Source organism: Paenibacillus sp. CCS19 (genome assembly GCF_033239625.1).
In the GTDB taxonomy this organism is placed as follows: Bacteria; Bacillota; Bacilli; order Paenibacillales; family Paenibacillaceae; genus Paenibacillus_T.
On record NZ_BTCK01000029.1, the window covers coordinates 19,537 to 37,813 of the forward strand.

13 protein-coding genes are annotated in these 18,277 nt (G+C 50.0%); 3 read left to right on the forward strand and 10 right to left on the reverse strand.

Annotated features, from left to right (window positions below; translation table 11 throughout):
- Nucleotides 1-75: 75 nt before the first annotated feature.
- The gene (locus SBI19_RS18855) at nucleotides 76-2,130 is read right to left on the reverse strand and encodes a transglycosylase domain-containing protein (protein ID WP_317971000.1); all 2,055 of its coding nucleotides are present in this window, start codon (nucleotides 2,128-2,130) and stop codon (nucleotides 76-78) included.
- Nucleotides 2,131-2,290: 160 nt separating this feature from the next.
- Between SBI19_RS18855 and SBI19_RS18860 the strand changes: the two genes are divergently transcribed.
- Nucleotides 2,291-3,472 carry a trans-sulfuration enzyme family protein gene (locus SBI19_RS18860; RefSeq protein WP_317971002.1) on the forward strand — a complete coding sequence of 394 codons (1,182 nt, stop codon included), beginning with the start codon at nucleotides 2,291-2,293 and terminating at the stop codon, nucleotides 3,470-3,472.
- 394 nt (nucleotides 3,473-3,866) lie between these two features.
- Nucleotides 3,867-6,716, forward strand: a complete 2,850-nt coding sequence (locus tag SBI19_RS18865; RefSeq protein WP_317971004.1) for a X2-like carbohydrate binding domain-containing protein — start codon at nucleotides 3,867-3,869, stop codon at nucleotides 6,714-6,716.
- A 154-nt stretch (nucleotides 6,717-6,870) separates the two neighbouring features.
- On the opposite strand, the gene SBI19_RS18870 is transcribed toward SBI19_RS18865, so the two are convergent.
- Nucleotides 6,871-7,863, reverse strand: coding sequence for a DUF3231 family protein (locus SBI19_RS18870; RefSeq protein WP_317971006.1), 993 nt, complete (start codon nucleotides 7,861-7,863; stop codon nucleotides 6,871-6,873).
- A gap of 286 nt (nucleotides 7,864-8,149) precedes the next feature.
- On the opposite strand from SBI19_RS18870, the gene SBI19_RS18875 reads away from it, so the two are divergent.
- Nucleotides 8,150-8,608 carry a hypothetical protein gene (locus SBI19_RS18875; RefSeq protein ID WP_317971008.1) on the forward strand — a complete coding sequence of 153 codons (459 nt, stop codon included), beginning with the start codon at nucleotides 8,150-8,152 and terminating at the stop codon, nucleotides 8,606-8,608.
- A gap of 182 nt (nucleotides 8,609-8,790) precedes the next feature.
- Here SBI19_RS18875 and SBI19_RS18880 read toward each other — a convergent pair whose 3' ends face one another.
- The 8 genes from SBI19_RS18880 to SBI19_RS18915 all read right to left on the reverse strand — a co-directional run bounded on the left by SBI19_RS18880 (nucleotide 8,791) and on the right by SBI19_RS18915 (nucleotide 18,169).
- A complete protein-coding gene (locus SBI19_RS18880) occupies nucleotides 8,791-9,615 on the reverse strand; it encodes an SDR family oxidoreductase (RefSeq protein ID WP_317971116.1) in 825 nt (274 codons plus the stop codon).
- 228 nt (nucleotides 9,616-9,843) lie between these two features.
- Entirely contained in the window at nucleotides 9,844-10,515 is a 672-nt protein-coding gene (locus SBI19_RS18885) for a serine/threonine-protein kinase (protein WP_317971010.1), read from the reverse strand.
- Nucleotides 10,516-10,640: 125 nt separating this feature from the next.
- A complete protein-coding gene (gene ppsA, locus SBI19_RS18890) occupies nucleotides 10,641-13,259 on the reverse strand; it encodes a phosphoenolpyruvate synthase (RefSeq protein WP_317971012.1) in 2,619 nt (872 codons plus the stop codon).
- 70 nt (nucleotides 13,260-13,329) lie between these two features.
- A complete protein-coding gene (locus SBI19_RS18895; RefSeq protein ID WP_317971014.1) occupies nucleotides 13,330-14,592 on the reverse strand; it encodes an FAD-binding protein in 1,263 nt (420 codons plus the stop codon).
- Between the two features lie 5 nt (nucleotides 14,593-14,597).
- Nucleotides 14,598-15,566 carry a phosphotransferase family protein gene (locus SBI19_RS18900; protein ID WP_317971016.1) on the reverse strand — a complete coding sequence of 323 codons (969 nt, stop codon included), beginning with the start codon at nucleotides 15,564-15,566 and terminating at the stop codon, nucleotides 14,598-14,600.
- A 17-nt stretch (nucleotides 15,567-15,583) separates the two neighbouring features.
- Nucleotides 15,584-16,453: a YwqG family protein gene (locus SBI19_RS18905; protein ID WP_317971018.1), complete on the reverse strand. Its 870-nt coding sequence runs from the start codon at nucleotides 16,451-16,453 to the stop codon at nucleotides 15,584-15,586.
- A gap of 36 nt (nucleotides 16,454-16,489) precedes the next feature.
- Nucleotides 16,490-17,269, reverse strand: a complete 780-nt coding sequence (locus SBI19_RS18910) for an SDR family NAD(P)-dependent oxidoreductase (protein WP_317971020.1) — start codon at nucleotides 17,267-17,269, stop codon at nucleotides 16,490-16,492.
- Between the two features lie 21 nt (nucleotides 17,270-17,290).
- Nucleotides 17,291-18,169 carry an aldose epimerase family protein gene (locus SBI19_RS18915; protein WP_317971022.1) on the reverse strand — a complete coding sequence of 293 codons (879 nt, stop codon included), beginning with the start codon at nucleotides 18,167-18,169 and terminating at the stop codon, nucleotides 17,291-17,293.
- Nucleotides 18,170-18,277: the final 108 nt, after the last annotated feature.

Here is an 18,277-nt window from a genome sequence, read left to right on the forward strand (position 1 = left end):
AAACAAAACAAAAACACGTCTAATTATAGATGTGCTCAAAAAAAGCCGCTGTTTATGCGGCTTTCAGGTGCTTAATCAATCATCTTCATCCTTCTTCTTTTTTCCTTTCCCCTTCTCATGTTCCTTCTTCTCATCTTTGTCCGAGTGCTTCTTGTTTTTCTTCTCCTCTTTATTAGGCTTAGCTTTCTCTGGTTTCTCCGGCTTATTCTTCTCTCCTTTTGTGATTGATGATTTGGCTGCAATACCCGGAGCATTAGGAAATTTCATGACCGCTTCATCTTTAAGCGCTTCGCTCATCAGCTTCTGGAATACAGCTGCGGCAGCCTTGGAGGTCGTCGTCAAATAATGACTTGTATCCGTATGGTCATAACCAAGCCATACCGCACCGACAAGCTGAGGCGTAAAGCCGACAAACCAGTTGTCCTTCATGCCTCCGTCCGTACCCGGCATTTCTGTAGTGCCCGTCTTGCCGGCTATCGGTCTACCTGCTATTGCAGCTTCGACGCCTGTACCTTCAGTTACCACACCTTCGAGCATTGACGTCATCGTTCTTGCGATTGCAGGATCGATAATCGCTTTATTGTTATCCGTTTCGGCTGAAGCCACGATCTCGCCATCGGCAGTTTCGATCCGTGTAATGGCATGGGCAGCTATTCTTGTCCCATCGTTCGCAAACACACTGAAGGCTTCCGCCATATCAAGCGGAGATACGCCTTCCTGAAGCCCTCCCAGCGCAAGTCCAAGGTTTCGGTCGGCATCCGTAAGCTCTAATCCGAATCGATTGGCTGCTTCCATCCCGGCGTCAATCCCTAACTCGTTCAAGAGCTTGACAGCTGGTACGTTATAGGAGTGAATGATGGACTCATAGATGGATACCTCGCCGTGGTAACTGCCGCCGGCGTTACGAGGTTGGTATCCATTAAAGTTGACCGGTTCGTCGATCAACGTATCATTTGGTGAGTAGCCATGCTCAAGTGCTGGTGTATATACCGATATGGGTTTCATTGTAGAGCCAGGTTGTCGCTTCAACTGAACGGCGCGGTTAAATGAACGGAATGGCTGCTCGCCGCGGCCGCCGACAAGCGCTTTGATGCCCCCATCTCGGGGGTCGACGAGTACGGCACCGCTTTGAATCAGTTGGTCCGAGCTGCTTGCCGGGAAATTGCTGTCTTGTGCATAGACGCTCTCGACAGCTTCTTGCATTTGACTATTAAGGGTCGTATAGAATCGAAGCCCTCCCTGCAGCACCTCATTCTGAGTAAGTCCATACTTCTCGCCAGCTTCGCGAATCATGGCATCGATGTAATAAGGATACTTGATCACATTGCTGTTGTCCGGCTTCGAGCTGCGAATATGCAGCGGCTCCTTAATCGAAGCGTCATAAGTGGCTTGATCAATCTTCCCTTGATCTTTCATGAGCTGCAGCACAACATTCCTTCGAGCTTTTGCTTCATCAGGATGTCTGTACGGTGTCAGAGCGGACGGTGCTTTGATGATTCCGGCAAGCAATGCGGATTCCGACAACGTAAGCTGCTCGACCGGGACGCCATAATAGATTTCAGCCGCTTTCTTGATCCCCCAAGCTCCCTCGCCAAAATAAATCTGGTTCAAATAAAACGTCATGATTTGTTGTTTGCTGTAATTTCTTTCGATTTTCTGCGCGAGCAGAAGCTCCTTCCACTTGCGCGTCCAGGTTCGTTCTTGTGTTAGGAAAACATTTTTGGCGAGCTGCTGCGTGATCGTGCTCGCCCCTTGTACCGTGCGGCCACTCGATAGATTCGATATCAGAGCGCGGCCAATGCCTTGCAGATCAGTGCCGCTATGTTCGAAGAACCGTTTGTCTTCTACTGCTACAACCGCTTCGATCAATTGCTGCGGCAAGCTGTCGTATTCGACAGGTTCGGACTTGCTAGGCGAGAGGCGAAGCACTTCCTCCATGTCTTGATCATATATGATGGTCGCCGCAGGCAGCGGTTTCATCAGCAGCGATACATCCTGTTTCGTCACCAATTGATTGAAGATGACTATACCTATCGCGGTAATCGTGATAGCGCCTAGCATCGCGATTGCGATGATCTTGTTCCAAGCTGATTTTTTCTTTGTATTCTTGTGACGACTAAATGAATGCATGCGATTCCTCCAAGCCTATTCCTCATGATGTGGTCTTGGATAATACTTCGCAGGCGTAATCGATTTTCTGTACGTTTAACGATTCTAGATCAAAGCTCGCTAATGTATAGATAACATATGCCCCTTGTGAACTAACACGATCTCAATAATGTAGTAAAGGGTGATAAGATTGAGCACAAGATATCAAGGGTTAAATACAAGGCTGATCCATACCGGAGAAAAGCCAGATCCTGCGACGGGATCGGCAGTACCTCCTATTTATCAAACAACTACGTTTGCGTTTCCGTCCAATGAAAGCATGCTTGATCTAATGGAAGGTAGATCAACTGGTCATATCTATACCCGATTCAGCAATCCGAACTTTGCAATTGCGGAAGCCAAAATTGCCCAATTAGAAGCCGCTGAAGCCGCTCTCCTGCTTGCCTCTGGAATGGCAGCGATCTCTACGGCGATACTTACGCTTGCGGGGAATGGCGATCATATCATTAGCCATGCAGATATATATGGCGGCAGCTTCGGTCTGCTGCATTCGTTACTCCCGAACTTCGGAATTGCAACGAGCTTTGTCGATGCTGCCGATATCGATGCGGTTAAGAAAGCCATCCGGCCGAATACGAAGCTTATTTTGTTAGAATCACCGAGTAACCCAACGCTGCAAATTTATGATATCCGCCAAGTCGCCAATCTGGCGCACGAACACGATGTTCAATTGATTGTAGATAATACATTCTCGGTCTTGAATCAGAAGCCTTTGGAGCTCGGAGCTGACGTTGTTGTTCATAGCTGCACCAAATATATCAATGGACATAGCGATGTTATGGCTGGGGCTATTGTGGGAACACAGGCGTTCATAAAAAATTGCTCGGACGTTTATCGCAAATTAGGCGGCAACCTCAATGGTTTCGATGCATGGCTGCTCATTCGAGGGATGAAAACGTTAGGTCTGCGTGTGCAGCGTCATAACGAGAATGCACTGCTCGTGGCGGAGTACTTGCAGCAGCATCCCAGAATAGAGACCGTGCATTACCCGGGTTTGCCGAGTCATCCTCAACATAAGCTGGCAGCTGACCAAATGACAGGCTTCGGCGGGGTTCTGAGCGTGGAATTGCAAGGCGGTCAATTGGAGGTCGATCAGTTTCTGAATCGCCTTGAATTGTTCACTCGTGCGGTTAGTTTAGGCTCTGTAGAATCTCTAATTACGCAGCCTGTAACAGCCGTGCACCACAGCGTTCCGGAATCCTATCGAGCGCTTGGCGGGATCAAGCCTAATCTGATCCGTCTATCGATTGGAATCGAAGAGGTCGCGGACATTATTGCCGATCTTGAACAAGCTTTAAGCTAGTTGTGGATGATACGAACGAGGAGCTCTGTTCTCATAAGAGCTCCTTTTTGGTGTGCATCAATCCACATGTTTGAATAGACAAAAACAGACGTACAAGCGCTCTTCTCTCCTATCTCATCGTTCATTAGAGCGAGTAACAGCACCATTCCTAAATGACCAGGTTATGAAATAGTACCTATATTACCATCAACATGTCATTATAGTGCCTATTTCAATCATTCGATTCACGATATGTTCTTCTAGTAAAGCGCTGCTAGTTTCCTCTTTCACGTAAAGAGAGAGTCGTCGAATAAAGGAGGGATGGTCTAATCTCATGCCAGTAATGTAAGCGCTAACAAGCGTTGAGTTAACAGGAGGCTCGTTATTTTATTCCATATGGAAAGGAACAGTGGTAATGAAAACTTGGCTTAAGAAGGCAAGCGCGATCGTTCTAACATTTGCTTTAGCGATAGGCTTGATATCCGTGCCCGCACATGCGGCCGCCACTCCCCTATTCACGATTGAAGGCGAGAACGCTACGCTTAGCTCCGATCTTCAAGTAGCGACTTCGATCTATGGGACACCGAAACCAGGATACACGGGAACGGGATTTGTTTGGATGCAGAACTCCGGGACTATCACCTTCAACGTGACGGTTCCGACAACCGGCATGTATTCCATCACCACTCGGTTTATGCAGGAACTGAGTCCTGACGGCAGATTGCAGAATTTGACTGTTAATGGCGTTAATAAGGGCTCCTTCATGCTTCCTTACACGACCACATGGTCGATTTTCGACTTTGGTTATCAGAAGCTGACTGCAGGTGTAAATACGATCCAACTGAAGGCTGGTTGGGGATTCGCATATTTTGATTCATTCACGGTTGACGTTGCTAATCTTGATCCATTGAACCCGCTCCCTACCCTCACCGATTCGCAAGCAACGCCCGAAACGCAGCTTCTGATGAATTATTTGACAGAAGCGTACGGCGACCACATTATCTCAGGTCAACAGGAGATCTACGGCGGCGGCAATGATGGCAATGCCGAGCTGGAGTTTGACTGGATTCACAATTTGACGGGCAAATATCCGGCAATCCGCGGCTTTGATTTCATGAACTACAATCCGTTGTACGGCTGGGAAGACGGCACGACCAATCGGGTTATCGACTGGGTGAACACGCGTGGTGGTATCGCAACAGCGAGTTGGCACATCAATGTGCCTAAGAATTTCACCACCTATACGCTTGGACAGTTCGTCGATTGGAAAGACGCTACCTACAAACCGACGGATACGAACTTCAATACGGCTAATGCAGTCGTTCCAGGAACGAAAGAATATCAATACTTGCAGTTGGCGATTCAAGATTTGGCGGAACAACTGCAGATTCTGCAGGATAACGGCGTACCGATCATGCTTCGTCCATTCCATGAGGCAGAAGGCAACGGCGGGGCGAATGGCGAAGGCGCTTGGTTCTGGTGGGCTAAAGCAGGCGCAACGGTGTACAAACAGCTATGGAACCTGCTCTATACGGAGCTGACGCAGACCTATGGGCTGCACAATATTATCTGGATCTACAACAGCTACACTTACAGCACTTCTCCGCAATGGTACCCTGGCGACGCTAAGGTAGATATTGTCGGCTATGATAAATACAATACGGTCTACAACCGCTATGACGGTCTCTCCGGCGTACCGAATGAAGATGCGATTACTTCGATCTTCTACCAGCTTGTTAATATGACGGGCGGCAAGAAAATGGTGGCGATGTCGGAGAACGATACCGTTCCGAGCGTACAGAACTTGACGGAAGAGAAATCCGGATGGCTCTACTTCTGCCCTTGGTACGGCGAGCATCTCATGAGCACTGCGTTTAACTATCCAGCTACGCTGACTACGCTCTATCAGAGCAACTATGTCATTACGTTGGACGAGCTGCCTAATCTGAAGGTCAGCAATCCAACTCAGAGCTCGACGATTACGCCGACGAGCGCAACTTTCGATAAGAAGACGGCCAGCCAAGCGGACATCGCAGTAACGATGACGCTGAACGGCAACACGCTTAATGGCATTAAGAATAGCACGACCTCCCTCGTATCCGGCACAGATTACACCGTATCGGGCACGACGGTTACGATCAAGAAAAGCTATCTGGCTGCACAGTCAGTTGGTACGACGAACCTGACGTTCGACTTCAGCGCAGGCACCGACCGCGTACTCGCCGTAACGATCGTCGATATGACGTCCACGGTGAACAATTCGACGATTTCGCCTACGAGCGCAACGTTCGACAAGAAGACGGCAAGCCAAGCCGATATTGCGGTTATGTTAACGTTGAACGGCAATACGCTAAGCGGCATTAAGAATGGTTCAGCCTCCCTCGTATCCGGTACGGATTACACGGTATCGGGCACGACGGTTACGATTAAGAAAAGTTATCTCGCCGCGCAAGCGGTCGGCACGACGAATCTGACGTTCGACTTCAGCGCAGGTACAGATCCAGTTCTCGCGGTATCTATTGTTGACACGACCGTCGTTTTGCCTGGCGCACTCACCGTATCGGGCACGGCTGGCAACGCACAAGCAACGTTGACTTGGACGGCTTCTACGGGCGCAACCGCTTATAAAGTTGAGCGCGCAACGGGAAGCGGCTCCTATACAGCAATCGCTTCTAACTTGACTGGATTGACCTACACGGACATGACGGCTGTTAATGGCACGTTGTATAACTACCGTGTCGTTGCATCCAATACAGCTGGATCGACAACCTCTAATGTCATCTCGTTGACGCCTACGGGAACAACGCCGGCGGGCAGCTTCAAAGTCCAAATGTACAGCGGCAATACGACCTCTTCCATCAACACAATTGCACCGCGCGTCAAGATCGTGAACACGGGCACAACCGCACTGGATCTCTCGACGGTTAAGCTGCGTTACTACTACACGATTGACGATAACAAAACGCAAGCTTATTGGTACGATTGGTCGAGCGTCGGCAGCAGCAACTTGACGGGTGCGTTCGTTACGATGTCGACGCCGAAAACAGGCGCCGATACGTACTTCGAGATCGGCTTCACAAGCGGTGCAGGCACGCTCGCGCCTGGCGCTTCGGCCGAGATCCAGATCCGTATCGCACGTACGGATTGGAGCAACTATACGCAAACAGGCGACTACTCATTTAGCCCTGCTGGCTCCAGCTACGTGGATTGGACGAAAATGACCGGGTACGCAAATGGTGCATTGGCATGGGGGATTGAACCGTAAAATTAGGAACTGATAATGAGCGGGACGAGTCTGCTCGCTATCTTATGAAAAAGGATTGGATCGGGATTGTTCTCCGCTCCAATCCTTTTATTTTTCATGTCTAAATAAGTGATTTTCTGATTAAAACAATCGTCAATCGGAGCGTGAGATCAAATTAAACCGATGCCAAGGCTTCTCGGTCAGCAGCTTGAGGGATTTGTTCCAACCATCCGTGATCGATCAGAACGTTAGCTCCATCTTCAACATAATTTCCGACCTCCAGAATAAACTTTCCGTATTGCGCGGCAAGATCATGCCGACTAGCAAAAGCTAGCGCATTGCCATACGTTCTTAATCTCATGATGAACATGTCCACCTTATGAAACATCATCAATTTGTCCGAGAAAGGAGGCGTTGTTGACGTTGTCACCAAGGGATCTAGAAGCGGAACGGATGATAAATTTTCATCCTCAAGCATTTTGGTGCATTTATCCAAATGCTTGTCAGCGATTTCGATTCCCTTAGCAAAATAATCCTTGGTTTGTTGTAATTGAGACGTCTGATGGAAACCGATAAGAACGACTTTACTTGTTGCGTTATTCAAGGCGTTGTCATGTAGATGGGCAATTTCCAATGCATTCAGCGGTCTGACCTTACCGAAGAAGCCGTTCAAATATTTCTGTTTCTTGACGAAATCCACTTGCTCCGGGTAGGGAATAATTGGCGCCCCAAGGATCAAGCCTTTGGCGATCAACATCTCATTCACCTGATTTAACAATTTCGTAGTAAGATCCACGCATTGCGTGATCAGATTCCGCGTGTCCGCTCTTACCATATAAGGTATCGCAATACCATAAAGGTTAATCCCTGCTTTGCCAGTGTATTTCAAGTAATGCAGATAGAAGTCATCAGTAAACAGCCTTGGCGCTTGAAGGTTAACATCCTCTTCGGTAAAGCCTGCCGGAATCGGATATCCTTCTTGATTGAAGATATCCGTTATCGTTTGAACGAATTGTTTTGAAATGCCCAATGCGAACTCAATTATTTTCTTGATGTCCTGATCTTCAACATGCTGAAGAAAGTAGTTCAACACACATGTGGACATCGTATTCCCCATATAGGTTGCCCACAACTTGCCTTGCTCGGCTGCATTCAATGTCTTGTCCATCCGAACATTCATCTCCTTCGAGTTAGGGTCTTATTTCGAATTTTACATAGGGCGCTTTCGTTCATAGCCTCTGATTTCCGTCCATATCGAAACGACAATTTCATCATGCGCTGTTCGACCGCACTCCATTACAGTCAATTATTACAAGCTCTTCCGAATAGCCGTTCTACGGGAGGGGAACGATCATGATGTAGGAGTACGAGATCCCATTCAAATGTTGAAGGTCAAAGTTGGTGGAGAATCAATGTAAATTTAAATCAATATGATAAGGGAAGTACGTAAAGGTATGGAAAAACTGGTGTGGAGCATAGCCTTTCCGGGCTTCGGTCAATTTCTAAATGGCAAATATCTAAAAGGAATATTGTTTATAGCATTAGAAATATTGATCAATACTCAAGCTAATTTAAATGAAGTGATCATCTTGAGCTTTCATGGAGAGACGCAAGAGGCGATCGAGAGTGCCGATTACGGTTGGATGATGTTCTACCCGTGCCTATATTTATTCTCGATATGGGATGCTTATCGGGATAGCGGAAATCGTATGGTACCTTTCTCTTATATTCCTTTTGTCATGGCTGCTTATTTCTTCACGATAGGCTTGATTTTCTCCCCTACCTTTGAAATAGCCGGTTTTCGATTGGGACCGGTCTGGCTTTCCATTCTGTTTTGTTTCATTGGGATAGGAATTGGATTGCTCTTTCAGAAATGGCTGTTATACCGAAAATGCAAAGGAAATGAAGCATGAGACAGATGAGAATGATAGGTTGATAATAAACAAGGAGCATATGCCGCTGGTGTGCGCTCCTTGTTTGCCTTGAGACGGTGAGTGCAGATCAAGAGAATGCATAACAGTCGATTGTTCAAAATGAACACGGCAGCCGATCGACTGGCTGCCGTTATTTTTATATTGGCTGAAACACTGCTGTCCTATAGAAGCGTCTCGGCTCCGTCGATATAAATCTCCGTACCGGTGATGTGGCTGGACTGCTCCGAAGCGAGGAACAGCACTAGATCGGCCACCTGCTCGGGTCGTCCAGATTTATGCTCAAGCGGTTGTGACCCTTCTGGATATTCAACCGGAATACGGATCTTGTCGAGCTGCTTCGTGCTCTTGGTGCTCTCTCCGATATTCGTCTCGATTCCCCCTGGACAGATCGCGTTGACGCGGATTCGGTAACGAGCGAGCTCCAATGCGGCCATCTTGGCGAAGGCGACCTGTCCGGCCTTGGAAGAGCTGTAGGCGGCCATGCCGAACCCGGAAAATGTTCGATTGCCATTGATCGAGCTCGTTATGATGATGCTGCCGCCGCTCCCTTTCATATGAGGAATAGCGTTCTTGACCGTTAGGAATGTTCCTCTTAGGTTGATTCCCAATGTCTGGTCCCACGCCTCCGGCGTTAAGTCCTCGATCGGGGCAAGCGTGCCGTTGATTCCCGCGTTGGCGAATATCACGTCAAGACTGCCGAAGCGCTCTGCTGCGGCGCGAATCGCGCGCTCCATTCGACCTGGATCGGACACGTCGACATCATAGAATTCGGCCTCTCTGCCCATGCGGCGTATTTCTTTCTCTACGTCCTCTGTCCGTTCGTCGATTAGATCGAGCAGACAGATGTTCGCTCCAGCGCGGGCAAGCTTGAGTGCCGCAGCTCTGCCGATTCCTGAGCCGGCTCCTGTTATAAGCGCCGTCCTCCCTGCGAGAAGCAGCCCTTCAATTGACTGGTCTCCTCGTTCCCCTTCCACACGTTGAGTCATCATGAAAACCCCTTTCCACTAGTTGGAAATGTTAACTCGAACTTCTATGGTATCCCCGTCTTTAACGAGTAATACTCATCGTGTCAACTTGCACAACGAAAAAAGCAGCCAATCCTTGATCGGCTGCTTTCTCCTCTATTTTCGAATCATTCGATTGTTTAATGCAAATCTCGGATCAATAGCTTGGCCTTAATGAAACCCTGCAAGCTCCTCTCATGTTCCAGCGATTTAGCTTCTTGATGAACTGCGGATAAACCGATAACCGCGGCGCACGCTGTTCATGACCCATTCCGGAATCGCGACCGGACGTTTGGACAGAAACGGCTTATAAATGCGGGTATACGCACGCTTTAGATCGTCCCACATCATGCACGGCTCTTCTTTCAGAAAATCGGATATATCGACGACCAGCCCTCGACCTTTCGATACCATCACGTTCTTGCCATGTACATCATGCGGATGGAGTCCGCGGGATCTTGCATAGTCAAGCGCCTCGTCGATATCTTCAATGGCGCGCTCAGGTATATGATCGCCATCAAGTACGCAGTTGTACAGCGTCTTGCCGCTGAGGCGGCGCAGCACGAGATATTGCAGCCCCTGCGCCTCTGCCGCATGGTAGCAGCATGAGTACGCCGGATGATCGCCGATTCGGCGATAGACTTCCACCTCTTCCTCCCAGCCTTCCCGGCCAGGGGCGTATACCTTCACGGCATAATGATCCATATCGTGCAAGGACGGTACGAACACAGCGGCGTAGTTGCCGGCGCCGAGCAGCTTCCAGCCATGCGGATATCGATCAACTCGGATCGGCTCGCCAGGATGTTCGCTGTGCAGCGTCAGCTGCGGCAGCAGCTCCTGTTCAGTCCATTCGATTATTGTTTGAATCTCTCTTTCATCCATCTCGTTACAACTCTCCCACAATCCTAATTAACCAATGTTCCTATTATAAAAGAATGGATGCAAAAAAACAGCTTCCCTTCTGCCTCATAGACAGAAGAAGAGAAGCTGTTCCCTTCAAAACCTCATTAGTCATTCACAATCTCGATATACCCTTCCGTTCCATTCACGCGGATTCGCTGCCCGTCTTGGATCAACTTCGTCGCATTCTCCACGCAGACAACTGCCGGAATGCCATATTCACGTGCGATCACAGCACCGTGGGTCATGAGGCCGCCAACTTCGGTGACCAAGCCTTTGATCGATACAAACAATGGCGTCCAGCTAGGATCGGTGAAGGCGGTCACTAGAATATCGCCATCTTCGATCTCCGCATCCTCCATGTTAAGGATGACGCGTGCCCGACCTTCGATGACCCCAGTGGAAACAGGCAGACCAGCAATAGCATCAGCGGGTAAATTGTCTCGGTTGTACTTTCCTGCGAAGATCTCCCCATCAGACGTGATAACGCGCGGCGGCGCTAGCTTCTCATAGTGTTTAAATGCTGCTTTGCGATCACGAATGATCTGTTCATCCAGCTTCCGAGTGCGTACGACCTCGTGAAGCTCATCAAACGAGAGATAGAAAATATCCTCCTTCTCTCGTATAACTCCTGCGCGTACGAGCTGCTCGGCTTCTTTCAACATCGCTTGTTTGTACACGAAGTATCGGCTCACCATGCCGTACTTCGGATATTCTCGATAGCCGATGAAATTGCGGACAAGGTCGATGTTCTGTTTCGTTTCGGCGGCCTTCTGTTCCCCATCCGGCAGCTGCTTCAAGCGCTCTAACAGTTCTTGTTCCTTCTGCAAAGCCTCTTGCCGCCCCTGCTCGAATTTGCGAGTGCTCTCATGAGGCTCAAAGTTCTTGATATTACCCAGAATCAAAGGAACAAGCGTACTTGGTTTCTCGCTCCAACGTGTTCTCGTCACATCGATCTCACCAGCGCAGCGCATGCCGTACTTGTCGAGATAGGCAATGATGGCCGTTTGCGCTTCACGACCGCCATCGAGCTTGTCCAATTCTTCCAGGAAATCGTCTGCTTGCACACGCTCCAGATAATCGATGACTTCAGGGTAAGGACGAATCACGTCTGCGACATCCAACAGCGCGAGACCCATCTCTGACGTAATATTGTTCGGCACTGATTGCGTAAGCTTATCCGCTGCGTTGGTCTCATCTAACCACTGCTTCATGTTCTCATTGATCCAGGCTGAAGCATTCATGGCCGACATGAACACGGCGGTGCTGCGAGGATCGAATAAGAACTTCTTCAATTCCTGGAAGTCTTCCCGAATAAAATCAAACAACTCCACCCGAGACTTCGTACGGATCGTCTGTTTCAGCTCTTCGACAGATGCTTGATTGCTCTGGATCAATTCCGCAACGATGGAAGGATCGTTGTCGATCGGAGCCGGCGGTCGGAACGATGCAGGCGTTCTCGATTTGTCACCGGAAGCGGGACCTGCTCCTTCTTCCGTCAATGGCTTGATGAAATCTTCACGTTCTATTACGGTCATAAGAGCGTCTTTGATGAGCGGTTCGGCTTGTCCGAACGATTCCAATATCTTTTCTCGGCCTGGTGAGGCCAACATCGCTGTTACATCGACGAACAGTCTTCCGCCAGCCGTGCGCATAGGAGCCGGAGTCGTCATTAGGTAGAATGACAATCCGAGTGGCTTCATCGGATCGGTCATCATCTGTTGATGGCCGACAGATATGTACACGTGATTGTCTTGATCATTCGCTTCCGGTATCGGATACAACGTTGTGATTGGACGACTCTGCACGATATAGAACGTATCTTGGGCCAAACACCATTCGATGTCTTGCGGTTGACCGAAGGAAGCTTCAATCTGCCTTCCTATGCGTGCCAGCTGCAGAATTTGTTCATCCGTTAGCGTTTGATCCTTCTGCTGCTCGGGCGCGATCTGTCGAGTCTCCGTTCCGCCTTCTGGTCGGCCATAAATCGCTAATGGTTTGGCTGCGATTCTCTTATCGACGATATGATCTTCTTGAACGTGATAATTATCGGCGGATACGATGCCGGATACGAGTGCTTCCCCCAGTCCGAAGCCGGCGTCGATAGACAGCCGCTTCCGGTTCATCGTGATCGGATCGGCGGTGAACATAATGCCCGAAGCCTGAGGGAACACCATCTTTTGAACAATGACAGATATATAGACTTGGCCATGATCAATGCCGTTGCGCATACGATAAATGACTGCACGATCCGTGAACAGGGAAGCCCAGCATTTGCTGATATGCTGCAGGATGGCTTCAGTGCCAATGATATTGAGATAAGTGTCCTGTTGCCCTGCGAACGAAGCATGCGGCAAATCTTCAGCCGTCGCGCTAGAACGGACGGCATATGCATGTTCCTCGCCTAACTGGGAGATGCCGTGTAGTATCTCTCTCACAACATCGGATGGAATTTCGGTCTCGATAATGAGCTGGCGAATCTGCTCGCCGACCAGTCCGATTGAATCTCGGTCTTCTGCTTGCAGCATAGTTAGTCGTTTCAACAAGGCATGATAGGTTTCGTTTGATTCGATGGCTTGCTGATAGGCTTCGGTTGTCACACATAATCCTTCAGGAACATGAAGGCCTTGAATTCGAGACAGCTCCCCCAGATTCAAACCTTTGCCGCCGACGAGCATAAGCTGCGACTGCTCTATTCGCTGCAGATCGATAACCTTCACATGCATCTCCATCTCTCCTAACCTTTCGATTACATCGATTTGACACGTGCGACTATGCTGTTGCTCCTCGTTCTTCTTACAGGTAAGTATCTAGGAATGCGTTACGGAATTTCCCCGCTGGATCGTACTTAAGCAGCAATTGACGGAAATCCGATAACCGCGCATACAGTGATTGAACCTTCTGAGGCTCCATCGCAAATAGCTTCGCCCAGTGCGGGCGTGCTTCGAATGGCGCAAGCGCTTGTTCGATCAGTGGCAGCAGCTGGCGGACAGATTCCCAATCTGGTTTCCATGTAAAATGCAGACCTACACTATCCTGCTGGTAACACGGGCTCATCCAGAAGTGATCGGCTGCAATGGAGCGAACTTCGGAAACAAAGAGCAGCGGCGCAATTCGCTCACGCAGCCCTTCAAGCGCGCGAAGCGCTTCGAACGCATTTCGTCTCGGCACAAAATATTCACTCTGCAGCTCATTCCCCGCACTCGGCGTAAAGTCCATACGGAAATGAGGCAGACGCTCGTGCCAAGGTCCTGGAACGCCTAACTGCTCGCTGCAGTTGATCTCCGATTGACCCGGTACGGGATGCCGCTTGGCTGGCGCAGATGCAGCTCCGAAGAAATCAGTAGATGCTGCCTCGGAAGGATCCTCGCCTTCCATCAACTTGCGCTTCACCCACACTTGGTTAAACACAGAGTCTTCCCAGTTCGTGAACAAGCTGACGCTGTATGCAGAGGACATAATCTCGTTGAAACCGCCTGCATCCAGCGCTGTTAGCGGGAGATGATCATATACCGTCTGACGGATCGAGAACGCAGGTACAACGTCCAGCTTCAGCTTCGCGACGACGCCAAGCCCGCCAAGTCCAACGACCGCTCCCTCGAAATCAGTATCCGCACCACGTGTAAGTACGGTTACTTCTCCATCGGCCTTCACCAGCTCAATGGAGTGGACAGCGCCTGCTAGTCCAGCGTTCTGATCGCCTGAACCATGCGTTGCGGTGGCAACGGCGCCCGCGACGCTGATGTGCGGAAGCGAAGCCAGATTATGCAGGGCATAGCCTTGATTATTCAAATAATGGCCCAGTTCACCGTATCGAATGCCGCCTTCAACGGTTACGGTTTGTTTTTCCCGATCGAGCTCGAGAACCCGATCCATCTTGCGAAGCGAGAGCTGGATACCGGTGGTGTCAGCAATTCCATTGAAGGAGTGGCGCGATCCAAGCGTGCGGATGCGCTCGCTGCTCATTACGATATCGCGTACTTCTTCCAGATTCGCAGGTTCAAGCAATTGTGACGAACCGTAGCGGTAGTTGCCTGCCCAGTTAAGTCTTTCTCCCATATGAACTACCCCTTCGATTGTGTGATTTCCCCATTTGAAATTAACAGCCGTACAGCTAGTTTCGCGTATCCAACATGGGTGTCGATCAAGTCAGGTGCACGATCGATCGCCCATCTGACTGTATCGAACGTTTTTAACAACAAGATTTGTCTGGAGCTAGCAAGAGATTGCTCGTGAATGCCATAGCCGTCCAGGAAAGCTCGGAATTCCTCGTCGCTAAGGCCTTGTTCGATTAACTGATGCAGCATCAGACCGACGATATCGCCATGCGGAACCGGGCTTACAGCGGCGTTGCCCCAATCGATTAATGTCACTTGGCCAGCCTGATCGATGATTGTATTTTTCAACGAAAGATCGTTATGGGTTAAACCGAATTGGAACGTTTCTTGCCGTATGCTCTCGAAAATCTGCCGTACCTGCAGCGATTGCATCGGTGCATACACGCCGAGGGCGATCAACGGATCATCGTCCTTCAAGCTATTGATATTATGCTGCACATAACCTAGCCAAGTGCCATCCGAACCTGGATGAGGAGGCGAGCTCCACACGCCTTGATCGGCATCGACGAGATTCTCCCCATAGCCCTTCACCGGAATGTTAAGTAAATGCTTCGTATAGCGGCCAATTTGCTTCCATATATCCGACTTAGGCATCGTGCTGTCCAACCCGTTCTCTCCTTCTACGAAGGATTGAATCATATAGGCTGCTCCATCTGCAATGCCGATTGCCAATACCTCTGGTCCGGGAACGCCGGCTGCGGCGGATTGTTCGATGCACCATTGTTCTTGCATATAGCCTGCATATGCGCCTTCATCGTTCATGCGAACAACGACTTTGCGATGCGCTGTTTCAACGACGTAAACTTGATTGACCATGCCTTTATCCAAGATCGGATAGGACGATATCACTTGTTCTTGAAGAAAATCGCTTGCTATTCGTTCGGCTTGCTGAATGATTGCGCTCAACAGTGTCACATCTTTTCCTTAGGAAGTTAAAAGCACTGCATTTCGCATACAACGCGATCGAAGCTTTGTGCTGCAAGGTCCTCCTCCCGGATCCAGAAGTAAATACGTCCGACGTCTCCGAACATGATGCCTGTGCGATCTTCATCTGAATCGATCTGAAGAAGCAGCCGCCATTGAAGAGCAGACTTCACCGTACGGGCATTGACTTCTGCGTCCTGGAGCATGTCATAGGTAACGTCCGTTGTCATCACCTCGCATGCCACTTGCATATCTCCTTGGATTTGGTCCGGGTGACCAAGTAAGCGATGGATTGTATCTTTCGGCTGTAAACGCTCGCGATATGCCTCGAGAAACACTCCCCAATACAGGTCGAAGTGTTCACGGTTTCCATTCCACCCTAGACCCATGCTCTCCAGATAGGCCGATTCCGATGCAGGTACACAGAGGGTCGGTGTGAATGCAGCGAGATTCGGACGGAAGACAGCCTCCTCTGTCAGTTCAGGCAGAGGTCTGCGGGCAAACTCCGGGAGATGCTCGATTGGTGTATAGATGACGCGGCAGGTATTAGGATCCTCATAGAAATCTGGATTCTCCAGCCCTTCCACCGTATAGAAGAAGGACAACACGCCTTCGGATGGCAGCAATGTGTTGTCAGTTAAGTCGGCAAGGTTGATCTGAGCGGCGAAGGACATGTTGTGCCCTTCCCATTGCGGCCACTCGACATCCGCATGAAGATCAGGTTTGCCTCCAATTTTGCTTGCTCCGGCAGGAATGTCCGCGTCCTCCTCCGGGTTCAATTGAATCTCATAGGACGGGAAGATCAAGGAGTCGAATCGGTCTGTATATGCCTCTAGGCCGGATGCAGCCAGCAACTCTAGGATCTCATTCTTCTTCATCTTCTTATCATCCTCCCGCAATAGTGGGTTTGCCTGTTATAGCACGGCAGCCTTGCCGCCATCAATATTAACTGCCGTGCCGGTTACATAGGATGCTGCATCCGACGCAAGGAATGCAATGACGTTCGCCGCTTCTTCAGCACGACCGATACGTCCTAGCGGGATGTCGTGACGAGGATGGGCGGCGAATTCATCCCATGATAATTGCGGTGCTGTCGCTTGCCACATCCGTTCGATCTGATCGCTTCGAATGAGTCCGATGCACACGGCGTTGACGCGAATGCGATCCGAAGCCAGATCCTTGCTCATGGCCTTGGTCAATGCCAGTCCTGCTGCACGACTGACTGAAGTCGGCAGCGACGAGCCTGAAGGCGTTTTGCCGCCGACGGCTGTGACATTGACGATTGCCCCTCCGCCCTCGCGCAAATATGGCAGCGCTGAACGGCTCATATGAACGGCGCCGAATAGTTTAAGATCCAGATCGGCTGACCAGGCGGATGCGTCCACGGTTTCGAACGGCTTGGCAGCCGAAGTGCCTGCGTTGTTCACGATGATGTCGATTCCGCCGAAACGTTCCGCAACGGCCGATACAGCGCGCTGCACATCCGCTTCAAGAGATACGTCAGCCGCGACGATGAACGGTTCTGTACCTGTCTTAGCAGCAATCTGTTTTGCCGCTTCCTTAAGCGATCCCTCATTCCTAGCGACGATAGCGACCTGAGCGCCCTCGGATGCAAGAAGCATCGCCGTCGCGAAGCCGATTCCTTTACTGCCGCCTGTGATGATAGCGCGTTTGCCTCGAAGTCCTAGATCCATGGTTAATCCTCCCCTAACCCATTATTTATCGTAGCCGATCGTCATCTGAAGCTGAAGCGCTTGTCCCGGTTCTACGAGCAGCAAGCCCTTGTTATCGTTAAGCGCTTCGTTAAGCGCTGTCCAAGGTTCAACGCACACGAACGGCTTGCCTTCTACCGACCACAAAACAACGTAACGGAACTCCTCGCTGTAGCTCAGCTGCACGCGGCCGCCGCCAACGTTCAATGGAAAGGCGATTTCCCGTTGTTTGGCATCTAACAATGCAACAGATTCGACGAGTCCGTTCAAGTCGAACGTACCGTTGAATGGTTTCGTAAGATTGTCATTGTAGTCGAGCAGCTGCGTTGCATCCGATGTATACGACAAGTTCTTGCTGTCCGCAGCGAAGTATGGATGGAAGCCTGCAACCATCGGCATCTGCTCTTCGGACAGATTGGCATATTGCTGCTCGATCGCGAGCTTGCCGTTCTTAAGCCGATAGGTGAACCGCAGCTCGAACGCGAATGGGAACGAAGCCAACGTCTCTTCATCGCTTCGTAGAGCCAGCGTGACATAAGCACCGTTATCCGTGCCTGACTCTACGACCTGCCAAGGCTTCACGCGTGCGACGCCATGATTTTTCATCGCATAGGTACGGCCCTTCCATTCATACTGACCGCCAACAAGTTGACCGCAGATCGGGAATAATACGGGAACCCCTCCGCGAATGTTCGCTTGCGGATTCAAGAATGTTTCACGATCCAGATAGAGCAGCTCTTGTCCGTTCAATTCGCATTGGATGACGATCGCTCCGCGTTCCGGACACACGATAACACGAGATTGCGTTGCAGACTCGGACAGTTCGATTAGAGGGTAACCGTCGTCGTAAGTATGTATGGCGTAGGTCGTTTGATCAATCATTGGTGTGCCTCCTGTGGCTGTTTATTCATGAACCATCCTCATTATACCAATAGCTTGAGCAAAATGAACATTGACGTGCATCAACATGGCTTGTGCATCGAAAAAAGA